Raw genomic sequence first — 12,330 nt, forward strand, 5'->3', positions numbered from 1 at the left:
GTGCCAGCCACCGCGTCGCCTGCTTCGCGGGCATGCCCGCTCCCACAGGGCCCCCACCAGCTGAGGGAATGCGCCATACCTGTGGGAGCGGGTTCACCCGCGAACACCGGCGCAGCCGGTGCCAGCCGGTCCGGCCAGCATTCAAAGAAATGCCTGGCGGATCCGCTTCTTGTCGATCTTGCCAACGCTGGTCTTGGGGATCTCCTCCACGCAGCGCAACTGCCGTGGTATCGCCCATTTGTTCAGGTGCCCGCTGTCGACAAACGGCTGCAGATGCCCTGCCAATGCCGCCTGGTCGAACTGCATGCCATCACAACAGACGACCAAGGCCAACGGCTGCTCACCCCACTGCGCGTCCGGGATGCCGATCACCGCCACCGATGCGACAGCCGGATGCTGGCTGATCAGGTTTTCCAGCGCCACCGAGCTTACCCACTCGCCACCGGTCTTGATCACATCCTTGATCCGGTCGCGAATACGCACCACACCCACAGGGTCGATGCCGGCCAGGTCGCCAGTGTGCATCCAGCCTCCCAGCCACAACGCGGCACCCTGCTCCGGTTCATGCAGGTAGCCCTGGGTCAGCCACGGCGCACGCACCACGATTTCACCCAGGCTTTCGCCATCACGGGGCACATCATTGCCTTCTGCGTCGATAATGCGCAGGTCCACCAGGGCAATCGGCACGCCGGCATCGATACGTAGCGGCAGCTGTTGCGCCATGGGCAATGCCAGCAGGTCGGCGCTCAAGTGGGTGATGCTGAGCAGCGGGCAGCTTTCCGACATGCCGTAGCCACAATGCACACTGATGCCGCGCTCGCTGGCACGCTGCGCCAGGCCCAGGGTCAGCGCACTGCCGCCCAGCAGCATCTTCCAGCCGGTCAGGTCGGCGCGGCGCCCTTCCTCGCTGTCGAGCATCATCTGCAGCACCGTGGGCACACAATGGGAGAACGTCACGCCCTCGTCGCGGTACAGGCACACCAGGCGGTTGGGCTCGTAGCGCCCGGGGTAGACCTGCTTGATGCCCAGCGCCGTGGCCACGTATGGCACGCCCCAGGCATGTACGTGGAACATCGGCGTGATGGGCATGTACACATCGCCGCTGCGCAACAGCGGCACCTCGCCGCAGGCAGCCAGGGTGCCCTGCTCGACCAAGGTATGCAGCACCAGTTGCCGGTGGCTGAAGTACACGCCCTTCGGGTTGCCGGTGGTGCCGCTGGTGTAGAACAGCGTGGCCAATGAGTGCTCGTCGAAATCGGCGAAGTCGAACTGCGGCTCGGCAGCCGCCAGCAGCGCTTCGTACTCACCCAGCAACGGGACGTCTTGTGTTGCCGGGCCACCTTCGGCGAGGCGAATGAACCCCTTGACCGTGGGCAAGTCATCGCGCAATTGCGCCATCAACGGCAAAAAATCGTCATGAACCAGTACCAGGCGGTCCTCGGCATGGTTCATGGTGTAGCGCACCTGCTCGGTGGACAGCCGTACGTTCACCGTGTGCAGCACCGCACCCAGCATCGGTACGGCAAAAAAGCATTCCAGCGCCCGGTGGCTGTCCCAGTCGAGCAAGGCCACGGTGTCGCCAGGCTTGACTCCGGCGGCGGTCAGCACGTTGGCCAGCCGCTGGATGCGTTCGAGCAGCGTGGTGTAGGTGTAGCGCAGCTTGTCGGCGTAGACGATTTCCTGGTTGGGCTGGTAGCGCACGCCCGACAGCAGCAGGCGCTTGATCAGCAACGGATAGGCATAGGCCTGCTCGGCCGCGGGCATGACGCGCGTGGTAATCATGTCGGCGGCCTTCACAGTTGCCCAGCCTCGAGCAGATACAGGCTGTCGCTACCGGCCTTCACACTGGCACTCAGCGAATGAATACGTGGCAGCAGGCGGGCAAAGTAGAACCGCGCGGTGCCCAGCTTGCTCAGGTGAAACGGCTCGGGGGCCGCATGACACTGGCATACCACAGCCATGCGAGCCCACAGGAAGGCGTAGAAGGTGTAGCCAAACACCTGCAGGTACTCCACCGCCGCCGCACCAAGCTCCCGCGGGTTGCCCTGGGCCCGGTCGAGCAACCAGGCGGTCAGCTCATCGAGGTTGCGCACGGCAGCCAGCAGCGGCGCGCCAAACTCCGCGCTCGCCGCGGGCAACGCCTCGGCAAAGGCGGTAATTTCATCGGACACACTGCGATAGGCCTGCCCGCCATCGCCAAACAGTTTGCGCCCCACCAGGTCGAGGGCCTGGATGCCGTTGGTACCTTCGTAGATCTGGGTAATGCGGCAGTCGCGGATCAATTGCTCCTGGCCCCACTCGCGGATATAGCCATGGCCGCCCAGCACCTGTTGGCCGTGCAAGGTGGTCTCCAGCCCCATGTCGGTGAGGAATGCCTTGGCCACCGGTGTGAGCAACGCCACCTTGGCCTCGGCCTGGGCGCGTGCGGCCGGTGCTTCGCTGTACCTGGCCAGATCCAGTTGCAGCGCAACGTAGCTAGAGAATGCCCGCCCGCCTTCGTTCAGCGCTTTCATGGTCAGCAGCATGCGCCGCACGTCCGGGTGGACGACGATAGGGTCTGCACTTTGCGTCGGCGCTTCGGCGCCCGTCGGCGCACGGCCTTGCTGGCGGTCACGGGCATAGGCGATGGCGCCCTGATAGGAGCGTTCGCCCAGGGCCAGGCCCTGGATACCTACGCCCAGGCGCTCGTAGTTCATCATGGTGAACATTGCCGCCAGGCCCTTGTTCGGCTCGCCGACCAGATAGCCGATGGCGCCGTCGAAGTTCATCACGCAGGTGGCCGAGGCCTTGATGCCCATCTTGTGTTCGATCGACCCGCAACTCACCGCATTGGCCTCGCCCAGCATGCCATCGGCGTCTACCAGTACCTTGGGCACCAGGAACAGCGAGATGCCCTTGGGCCCGGCGGGCGCATCCGGCAGCCGCGCCAGCACCAGGTGGATGATGTTCTCGGTCAGGTCCTGCTCACCGCCTGTGATGAAGATCTTGGTACCGGTGATGCGGTAACGGCCATCGGCGCCTGGCTCGGCACGGGTGCGGATCAGGCCCAGGTCAGTGCCGGCGTGCGGCTCGGTCAGGCACATCGAACCGGCCCAGCGCCCTTGGTACATGGGCGGCAGGTACAGCGCCTTCAACGGCTCGCTGGCATGGTTGAGCAGCGCCAGGCAGGCCCCGGCCGTCAGCATCGGGTACAGGCCGAACGACAGGTTGGCGGCATTGAGCATTTCTTCGAGCTGGGCGCCGATCACTTTCGGCATGCCCATGCCCCCATATTCCGGGGCACCGGCGACGCCCACCCAGCCATCGGCGGCAAATGCCCGGTAGGCATCGGCGAAACCATCGGGGGTGCGTACCCGGCCCGCCTCCCAGCGGCAACCCTGCTCGTCGCCACTGCGGTTGAGCGGTGCGACCACCTGGGCGATCAGCCTGCCGGCCTGTTCGAGCACGGCCCGGGCAGTATCGCCATCGACCTGCTCGGCCAAGGCGGGCGTTTGCGCCCACCAGGCCGGTATGTCGAACACTTCGTTGAACAGAAAATCCATGTCGCGCAGTGGCGGAAGGTAATCAGACATGAGGCGAACACTCGGTTTCTTGGGTTTGCGGAAGCGACGTGGCCTGGGCCTCGGCAGGCACCGGGGCGGCCTGGCCACGCAGGAGGAAATGCGACAACGCAGGGATCAGCACCAGCGCACCGAGCATGTTCCACAGGAACATGAAGGTCAGCAGCAGGCCCATGTCGGCCTGGAACTTGATCGGCGACCAGGCCCAGCCGACCACACCGGCCGCCAGGGTAATACCGACCAGCCCCACCACCCGGCCGGTGAAGGCCACGGCTTTCTGGTAGGCCTGGGCCAGGCTCAGCCCGGCGCGCTGGTAATGCAGTTGCACGCTGAGCAGGTACAGCGCGTAGTCCACACCAATGCCTACGCCCAGGGCGATCACCGGCAAGGTGGCGACCTTGACGCCAATGCCCATGGCTACCATCAGCGCCTCGCACAGCACCGAGGTGAGCATCAGCGGCAGGATCGCCACCAGCGTGGCGCGCCAGCTACGGAAGGTGAACAGGCAGAACAGCGTGACCGCCAGGTACACCAGCAACAGCATGCGGTGGTTGGCCTCGCGGACCACCACGTTGGTGGCGGCCTCGATGCCGGCGCTGCCGGCGGCCAGCAGGAACTGCTGTTCGGCGCTGCTGTTGGCCTGGGCAAAACGCTCGGCCACGGCGGCCACCTGGGCCAGGGTGTCGGCGCGATGGTCCTTGAGGTAGGCGATTACCGGCATCAGCGAGCAGTCGTTGTTGAACAGCTCGGGGGCATTGACCGAGGCCTGCTGGGCAGCGTAGTTGAGCACGTCCTGGTTGCGCTGCAGGCTGTTCAGGCGCGGGTTGCCTTCGTAGGTGCCGGCGGTGATCTGGCGCACTGCGTTGGCCAGCGACACGGTGGTCTGCACACCCGGCAATTGCTGCAGCTCCCAGGCCAGGCGGTCGGCAAGGACCAGTGTCTGGTATTGCAGGCAGCCTTCCGGAGCGGTCTTGACCATGACCGCGAAAGTATCGCTGGACAACGCGTAGTGCTGGGTGATGTAGGCGTTGTCGAGGTTGTAGCGGGAGTCGGCGCGCAGCTCGGGGGCACCGCTGTCGAGGTCGCCGATTTTCAGTTGCAGGCTGCCCCAGATGCCGAGGGCGCCCAGGGCCAGGGCCACCAGCAGTGCGGCGCTGGCCCATTTACGTTCGGTGAAGCGGTCGAGCAGGCTCCATGGGTTGATTGGGGCCGCTCTGCGGCCCCAACGAGCATCAATTTCCAGGGCCCGCTCGGCAGCCTTGCGGCCAACACCAACATAAGACAGCGCCACCGGCATCAGCAGCAGCGAGGTGAAGATCAGCACCGCCACGCCGATGCTGGCGGTGATGGCCAGGTCCTGGATCACCGGGATGTCGATCAGCATCAGCACGGCAAAGCCCACCGCATCGGCCAGCAACGCAGTCACCCCGGCCACGAACAGGCGGCGGAAGGTATAGCGCGCTGCTACCTGACGGTGGGTGCCACGGCCGATGTCCTGGAGGATGCCATTCATTTTCTGCGCAGCGTGGGACACGCCAATGGCGAAGATCAGGAACGGCACCAGGATCGAATACGGATCGATGGCGTAGCCCAGCCAGGCGACGATGCCCAGCTGCCACACCACCGCAATCAGCGAACACAGCACCACCAGCAGGGTGCTGCGCACGCAACGGGTGTAGCAGTAGATGATCAGCAGGCTGGTCAGCACCGCCAGGGCGAAGAACGCCATCACCTGGATCAGCCCGTCGATCAGGTCGCCCATCAGCTTGGCGAAGCCGATCACATGGATGCGGTACTGGCCGCTGGCCTGATACTGGCTGCGCAGTTGTTCGAGCTTCTGCGAGAAGGCGTGGTAATCGAGGCCCCTGCCGGTGGCCGAATCCTGGTCGAGCAGCGGCACGACCAGCATGCTCGACTTGAAATCACGCGCCACCAGGCTGCCGACGATATTGGCGCGCTCGATGTTCTGCCGCAGTTGCTCGATGTCGCCCGCAGCGCCCTGGTAGCCGTCGGGCATCACCGGGCCGCCCTGGAAACCTTCCTCGGTCACCTCGGTCCAGCGCACCGCCGGGCTCCACAACGACTTCACCCAGGCCCGGTCCACGCCCTGGCTGAGGAACAGCTCGTCGTTGATGTGGCGCAGGGTCTGCAGGTAGCCCGGGTCGAAGATGTCGCCCTGGGTGTTCTCCACCACCACCCGCACCGCGTTGCCCAGGCCACGCAGCGATGGGCGGTTTTCCAGGTAATTCTGGATGTACGGGTGGCTCTGCGGCAGCATCTTGTCGAAACTTGGGCGCAGCTCCAGGCGGGTCAGCGCCATGTAGCCCAGCACCAGGGTCGCCAGCAGCATGCACAGCAGGAACGGCAGGCGATGGTTGAACACCAGGCGCTCCAGGGCATTGCCCGAGCCTGGGTCGAAATCGTCGAGGTTGCGGATTACCGGCAGGGTATCTTGGCGGGTAGCGGCCATCAGGGTCTTCTCTTGTTATGGGTGCAGCGTGGGGTTGCCGGCCTGGTTGCGCACGCCCCGCTCGCCGACCAGTACCAGGCCGTTGCCGGTATCGGTGGCGAGCGCGGTCACCGGGCCACGGGCGCTTTGCGGCACCGGGCTGAAGCTGGCGCCATCATCCCGGCTCAGCAGCAGGTCGCCGGCCTGGCTGGCCAGCCACAGCTGGCCGTCACGGTCGACGCCGGCGGCGGTGAGGCTGGTGTTCACCCCAGTGCTGACCGGTTGCCACTGCCGGCCGCCATCGGTGCTGCGGTAGGCATGCCCACGCAGGCCGTAGACCAGCAGTCCGCCAGGCTTGCCGACAGCACCGAACAGTGTGCCGGCGTAGGGTGTCTCGACACGGCTGAAGCGCTCGCCGTCCTGCTTCAGCAGCAGGCCTTGCTCGCCGGTGATGTACAGCTCGTCACCCACCGCGGCCAGGCTGGTCAGGTGCAGGCCTTGCGGGTTATCGCTGTGGTCGAGCCAAGGTTGCCAGTGCTCGCCGCCATCAACGGTGCGCAACAGCAGGTTGAACACGCCGACCGCATAGCCATTGCGGGCATCGCCGAACCACACGTCGAGCAAGGCATTGTCGCTACCCGTGCCCGGCAGTTGTTCGGCCAGCGCCCGGCCATCCAGCTGCTTCTGCCAGTGCTCGCCGCCATCGCGGCTGTGCAGCACCACGCCATCGTGGCCAACCGCCCAGCCCAGCTCGGGCGTGGCGAAGCTCACGGCATTAAGGTCGGCGCTGACCGGCACCTGGGCCTGCTGCCAGTGCGCGCCGTGGTCGTCGGAGTACAGGATGTGCCCTCGCGGGCCCACCGCGACCAGGCGCTGCCCGGCCAGGGCTACATCGCGCAAGGCGCTGCTGGCGACCAGGGCGCTGGGCATGGCGGGCAGGTCCAGCACATCGGTGAAGGGCGCCGCCTGGGCCGCGCCCTGCAGCGCGGCCAAGGCCAGAACTACCACGCTGCATCGTTTGAAGACAGACATTGCCACCTCTGCTGCGTGCGTTCAGCGAATGCCGTTGCCGGCCAGCGACTCGGGCGACCATTGGGTTTTTGACAGCGGATCGATGTAGCGGATGCCGCCGTAGGCACCCACTACGCCATTGAGGTTGTAGGTGCCGCCGATCAGGTCGTAGATCATGAAAGGCGTGGCGTCGGGGGTCTGTTTGTCGTAGCTCTGGGTGAGGAAGGCGAACGAGCCGCGGTACAACTGGCCACGGGCGTCGTACTGGTCCGAGGCCAGGGCGATCCAGCTGTCTTCGTCGAGGTAGAAGCGGCGCTTGTGATAGATATGGCGCGCACCGTCCTTGAGCTTGCCTTCCACCACCCAGACTCGGTGCTTCTCCCAGCGCACGAACTGCGGCGCCAGGTGGTTGGGGGTGATCACCTGCTTGACGTCGGTGTTGTAGGTCAGCTGATAGGTGTTGTACGGCACGTACATTTCCTGCTTGCCGACCAGGGTCCAGTCGTAGCGGTCCAGCGCACCGTTGAAGACGAACACGTCATCGTAGGTACCCGAACCCGAGGTGCCCGGGTTGGGCGTGTCGTAGGCCAGGTTCGGTGCCAGCTTGACCCGGCGCTGGCCCGGCAGGTACTGCCAGGCGCTGCGTGGCTGCACCAGCGGGTTGGCGGCATCGCGCAGCATCATCGCTTCGCCGGCACGGCGTGCGGGGCCGGTGTACACCAGTTTCATCTGGTAGTAGGTGTCCTTGGCACCGATCGGCTTGGCCATGTCCTCGTAGATCGGGTAGCTGATATTGGCCTGGCCGGTGGTCGACAGCGATGGCTTGCCAGCGGCGTCGACGTTCCACGAGTCGTACTTGGCAGTCATGCTCACGCCCTGGTAGCGCAGCAGGAAGTTCCACATGGCCTCGGCGCCGTTCTGCGGAATGGGGAACGGGATGCCCGGCAGCACGTTGTCCACCGCGGTGCCACCCTCCTGGCTGTTGGCCGCAGTGGCGTTCTTGCGGGTGTTGTCGAGTACCGCTTGCGGCAGCGCCACGCTACGGTGGGTCGGGTACACATCGACGCGGTAGCTGGGGTAGCGCTTGAGCAGTTCCAGGGTGGTGGCGGTCAGTTGGCTTTTGTACTGTTCGGCGTTCTTGCCATCGATGACCAGCAACGGCTTGTCGCTGGCGAACGGGTCGGGGCGCATGCTGGCGCCGCTCTGGTAGCTGGCTGGCGGCGTCAGCAGGCCGCCCTGGTAGGCCGGGATCGAGCCATCGGCATTGCCGGCCTTTTCCGCACCGATCGCGGTCAGGCTGGAGCCCAGGCGCGCGGCCTGGTCAGTGGAAACGGCGGCCTGGGCAGCGTTCAGGGCGGCCAGTGACAGGCACGAGGCCAGCAGGGTACGTACGAAATTCATGATGGTTGTCTTCCTGTGTAGGCTGTAGGAAACATGATTCAGAAGGTCGTCTTGACGGTCAGGTACAGGGCGCCACGGTCCTCGGTGGTGGCACCACCGCCGGAGAAGGAGGCGTAGCCGCCGCCGTAGCAGGTGTAATCCTGTTCGCCGTCCAGGGCGTTGGGGGTGCTGCCGTCGGTCTGGCCGTTCTTGCAGGCCTTGGTCTCACCGAAACTGTCGACGTACTTGAGGTCGACGAAGTACTGGTTGTAGATCGCGGCGCTCACGCCTACCGCATAGTTGCCGGTGTTCTCGGCGCCACCGCCCTGCACCGGCGACACGCCGTCGAGGCCGACGTTGACCGACAGCGGCATGCTCAGGTCCATGCCGGGCAGCACCTGGTACCAGGTAGGGGTGAAGTTGACGGCGATGCCCCAGTTGTCGCGGGTGGCCTTGTCGATGCCGCGGTAGCTGCTCTTGCCCTTGTACAAGGCCTCGTTGTGGCCATCGAGCTTGAGCAGGTTGCTGTAGAACAGCTCGCCAAGCAGGGTTGCCGAATCGAACAGCGGCGTATCGCCAATGGTCATCAGGCCGTTCAAGGTCCAGTGCAGGGTGTCGCCGGTGGCGCTCAGGCTGTCGCCATCCTTGGGCACGTCGTAGATCACGCCGCTGCTGGGCAGGCGTGTCGGCAGCAGGCCGAAGCCGCCGCCCAGGCCACCCTGGCCGGGTGCACTGACGATGGCCGGGATACTCGCCAGCGGCATGTTGTGGCGGATGTTCAGGTCGCTGCCGACACTGATCCCGCCCACATCCTTGGACAGGCTCAGGCCATAGATGTCGATGTCGTCGGAATAGGCGAACTGGTAGGTAGTGCTTTGCAGCGAGTTGTACAGGTTGCCGACTGCGCCTTGACGGCTGCCCGGCGGGTTGCCGAACGGGCCGTTGGCGACGGTCATGCCGCGCGCGTCGAGCCAGGCTTGCGGGAGGATCTCGGAAGTCTTGCGGTAGTAGAAGCCGAGGGTGCCACCCAGCCACTCGGGCGACCACTTGGCCATGATGCCCCAGTCGCCGCTCTTGCCCGGGTTCAGGTCATGACCACGGCGGATGGTGGTCAGCGCGCCGCGCACAGGGATCAGCCCTGGGGCGCCGGTGTGGCCGAGCAGGAAGCTTTGGGCGCCCTCGCCTACCACGTCCGAGCCACCATAGTAGGTTCCGGCTTCGGGCAGGCGGGCGGCGTCCCAGTCGAAGAAGTATTGGGCGCCCAGGGTCAGTTCCGAGTTGACCAGGAAGGAGGTCGACAGTTGGTTGCGCGGCACGAACAGTTCCTTGGCCTCGGTGCCCGGCGAGGCGGCCAGCTTGGCCAGGTCGAGGCCCGACTGGCCGTAGCTCAGCGAATGCACCGGGTTGAGCAGGGTTTCACCCCAGAACAGGTTGTGCTGGCCAAGTTTGGCGCTGACCTGCGAGGCCTCGCCGACTTCACGGCTGAAGAACACGAAGGCATCCAGCACTTCACCGGACGGGCCGCTGTAGTAGCGCTGGGCGTAGTTACTCAGGTGCGGGCTGCCCAGCGGCACACCGGTGCCAGGCAGGCCATTGAGGCTGGGGTTGATGCCGGATTGGTCGCCGTTGCCGTTGACGAACGGGTTGCTGTTGGAACCGGTGTTGTCATAGGCCTTGTCGTACCAGCTGGCGGTACTGACGCGGAACCCGGTGTTGCCTTGGTAGACCACATCCAGTTCGGACAGCAGGTCGACCCGGTTGGTGATGTTGGTGCCGGCCTTGCGGAAGTTGTAGTCACCGTCGTTGCTGTTGGGCGTGCCGAGCATCCGTTTGTCGGCACTTTCGGTGCGTACGCCGTAGTTGTACTTGACGGTGTTGTCGAAGCGCACGGCCCAGTTTTCATTACCGGTATCGACTTCGAACGCCTGAGCGGCGGGCAGCGTGAGCAGGCCGATGGCGCAGGCGAGCAGGCAGCGCTGTGGTTTCACAGCACGGTGAATGCGGTGTTCTGGCATTACGATGGCTCCACGTATTGTTATTGTTTTTTACGCCGCCCGTCTTTTGCGAGCGTGGCTGGGGCGTCCATGCGCTATTGCAGGTTGGGTTGGTCCAGTCGCTGGATGAAAGCCTCGGCCTGCGGCCAGGGGCCGAAACCGGAGGCCGGGTTGAGGTGGCCGACGGCCCCCAGTGCGGCCAGTTCGCTATCCCAGCCTTGGGCCAGGGTGCTGGCTGCGGCAAAGCTGGCCAGGTGGTCGTTGCTGCTGGCCGCGACAATGCTGGGGAACGGCAGCGGCTCCTGGGGCAAGGGCGTCCAGCCGTGCTCGGCCAGGCTGGCCGGGCTTGGGTAGTGGGCCGGCCATTGCGCGTTCAGGTCGGGTGGCGCCGCCAGCAATGCGCCTTTGATCGGCCGCCGGTAGCGCGCCGCCCAATGGGCGACCATCAACACGCCAGCGCTGTGCGCCACCAGAATCACTTCACCCTCAATCTGGTCCAGCTCGCGCTGGATCGCCTCGACCCGAGCTGTGCAGCAAAGGCCGTCGACCTGCAGCGGCGGTACGCTGCGCACCTTGGCCAGGCGGCCTGCGAGCAGGGTCTGCCAGTGCTCGGCGACATGGTCGCGCAGGCCTGGGATGATCAGCACGGTGGCAGCGGTTTGCAGTTTTTCCACGGTGAACCTCGTGTGCGGTGTAGCTCTTGAGGTTCACAGTAAACAGCCCTCCCACCGGGTGCTTCACATTGGGCGTCAGGGGCTTTTCATTTGATGACAATGGCCAATACAGGGCTTTGCTTTTCAATTCATGACACGCAGGCTATAACCAATCAGCCGCTCGCTTTTTGTAGGAGCCGTTAGCTTGGAAAACATGGATAACAATAAAAATGCCTGCCCTGGTCCGTGCCGCCAGCTTGACCAATTACCTCGAGGTGTCCCGCCACCTGGGCCTCAATCCCCACGCGCTGTTGGCACAGGTTGGCCTCAGCGCCGCGTTGCTCGATGACCCCAACCGGCGCATCCCGGTTGCCAGCGTCATCAGCTTGCTGGAGGCCTCCGCCAGCGCCACCCGTTGCGAAAGCTTCGGCCTGCGCATGGCCGAGTTGCGGCAACTGTCGGACTTCGGCGAAATCAGCCTGCTGCTCAGCCACCAACGTACCCTGCGTGATGCGCTGCAGGTGATCGTGCAGTACCGTCACCTGCTCAATGACGCCCTGGCCATTCATATCGAGGAAGCTGGCAAGACCGTGGTCATTCGCGAGGAGGTGATCAACGAGCGCGCGCCCTGCAGTCGTCAGGCCACCGAACTGGCCATCGGCGTGATGATGCGCCTGTGCGCGGCGCTGCTAGGTACGCACTGGCACCCGATCAGCGCCAACTTCACCCACGCGCCTCCCGCCGACCTGGCCACCCACCGGCGCATTTTCGGTTGCACGCTGGTGTTCGGCAGCGAGTTCAACGGTATCGTCTGCCCGGCCGCCGATCTCGACAGCGCCAGCCCGCAGGCCAACGAGGCGATGGCGCGCCTGGCGCAGCGTTATCTGGACAGCCTGCCGGCGGGCGGCACGCCGTCCCTGGAGCTGGAGTTGCGCAAGACCATCTACCTGCTGCTGCCCATGGGCCGCGCCACCATCGAGCAGGTGGCGCAAACCCAGGGCATGAACGTACGCACCCTGCAGCGGCGCCTGGAAGAAAGCGGGTTGACCTTCAAGGACCTGATCAACAGCGTGCGCCGCGACCTGGTGATGCGCTACCTGGAAAACCCCGGCTATTCGCTGGGGCGTATCGCCGACATGCTGGGTTATTCGATGCCCAGCTCGTTCACCCGCTGGTTCATCGCCCAGTTCGGCATGCCACCGGCCAGTTGGCGGGCACAGCGGGATGATCAAGGGCTTTAGCTTGATCCTGGCACGGCCCCTGTCGCGACACAAGGCCGCTCC

Annotated in this window: 8 protein-coding genes; 1 reads left to right on the top strand and 7 read right to left on the bottom strand. The window is 65.1% G+C overall.

Features of this window, described 5'->3' with window-relative positions:
* Nucleotides 1–141 precede the first annotated feature (141 nt).
* The 7 genes from J5M58_RS10395 to J5M58_RS10425 all read right to left on the bottom strand — a co-directional run bounded on the left by J5M58_RS10395 (nt 142) and on the right by J5M58_RS10425 (nt 11,068).
* Entirely contained in the window at nt 142–1,782 is a 1,641-nt protein-coding gene (locus J5M58_RS10395; protein ID WP_207878086.1) for a fatty acid--CoA ligase, read from the bottom strand.
* A gap of 11 nt (nt 1,783–1,793) precedes the next feature.
* Nucleotides 1,794–3,572, bottom strand: a complete 1,779-nt coding sequence (locus tag J5M58_RS10400; protein WP_207878087.1) for an acyl-CoA dehydrogenase C-terminal domain-containing protein — start codon at nt 3,570–3,572, stop codon at nt 1,794–1,796.
* The gene (locus tag J5M58_RS10405) at nt 3,565–6,030 is read right to left on the bottom strand and encodes an RND family transporter (RefSeq protein ID WP_207878088.1); all 2,466 of its coding nucleotides are present in this window, start codon (nt 6,028–6,030) and stop codon (nt 3,565–3,567) included. The genes J5M58_RS10400 and J5M58_RS10405 overlap by 8 nt, the downstream gene beginning before the upstream one ends.
* A 15-nt stretch (nt 6,031–6,045) precedes the next feature.
* Nucleotides 6,046–7,041 carry a YCF48-related protein gene (locus J5M58_RS10410; protein WP_112253951.1) on the bottom strand — a complete coding sequence of 332 codons (996 nt, stop codon included), beginning with the start codon at nt 7,039–7,041 and terminating at the stop codon, nt 6,046–6,048.
* Between the two features lie 21 nt (nt 7,042–7,062).
* Nucleotides 7,063–8,421, bottom strand: coding sequence for a DUF1329 domain-containing protein (locus tag J5M58_RS10415; RefSeq protein WP_207878089.1), 1,359 nt, complete (start codon nt 8,419–8,421; stop codon nt 7,063–7,065).
* A 38-nt stretch (nt 8,422–8,459) separates the two neighbouring features.
* Nucleotides 8,460–10,415 carry a DUF1302 domain-containing protein gene (locus J5M58_RS10420; RefSeq protein WP_112253949.1) on the bottom strand — a complete coding sequence of 652 codons (1,956 nt, stop codon included), beginning with the start codon at nt 10,413–10,415 and terminating at the stop codon, nt 8,460–8,462.
* Between the two features lie 74 nt (nt 10,416–10,489).
* Nucleotides 10,490–11,068 carry an alpha/beta hydrolase gene (locus J5M58_RS10425; RefSeq protein ID WP_207878090.1) on the bottom strand — a complete coding sequence of 193 codons (579 nt, stop codon included), beginning with the start codon at nt 11,066–11,068 and terminating at the stop codon, nt 10,490–10,492.
* A 209-nt stretch (nt 11,069–11,277) separates the two neighbouring features.
* Here J5M58_RS10425 and J5M58_RS10430 point away from each other — a divergent pair, with 209 nt between their 5' ends.
* The gene (locus tag J5M58_RS10430; RefSeq protein WP_207878091.1) at nt 11,278–12,288 is read left to right on the top strand and encodes an AraC family transcriptional regulator; all 1,011 of its coding nucleotides are present in this window, start codon (nt 11,278–11,280) and stop codon (nt 12,286–12,288) included.
* The last annotated feature ends 42 nt before the right edge of the window (nt 12,289–12,330 follow it).

It is taken from the genome of Pseudomonas sp. 32_A, assembly GCF_017490905.1.
GTDB classification, from domain to species: Bacteria; Pseudomonadota; Gammaproteobacteria; order Pseudomonadales; family Pseudomonadaceae; genus Aquipseudomonas; species Aquipseudomonas inefficax.

What these genes read in the sequence shown, in the direction of transcription:
- J5M58_RS10395 (WP_207878086.1), bottom strand. Translation starts at nt 1,782, where the DNA reads ATGATTACCACGCGCGTCATGCCCGCGGCCGAGCAGGCCTATGCCTAT.
- J5M58_RS10400 (WP_207878087.1), bottom strand. Translation starts at nt 3,572, where the DNA reads ATGTCTGATTACCTTCCGCCACTGCGCGACATGGATTTTCTGTTCAAC.
- J5M58_RS10405 (WP_207878088.1), bottom strand. Translation starts at nt 6,030, where the DNA reads ATGGCCGCTACCCGCCAAGATACCCTGCCGGTAATCCGCAACCTCGAC.
- J5M58_RS10410 (WP_112253951.1), bottom strand. Translation starts at nt 7,041, where the DNA reads ATGTCTGTCTTCAAACGATGCAGCGTGGTAGTTCTGGCCTTGGCCGCG.
- J5M58_RS10415 (WP_207878089.1), bottom strand. Translation starts at nt 8,421, where the DNA reads ATGAATTTCGTACGTACCCTGCTGGCCTCGTGCCTGTCACTGGCCGCC.
- J5M58_RS10420 (WP_112253949.1), bottom strand. Translation starts at nt 10,415, where the DNA reads ATGCCAGAACACCGCATTCACCGTGCTGTGAAACCACAGCGCTGCCTG.
- J5M58_RS10430 (WP_207878091.1), top strand. Translation starts at nt 11,278, where the DNA reads ATGCCTGCCCTGGTCCGTGCCGCCAGCTTGACCAATTACCTCGAGGTG.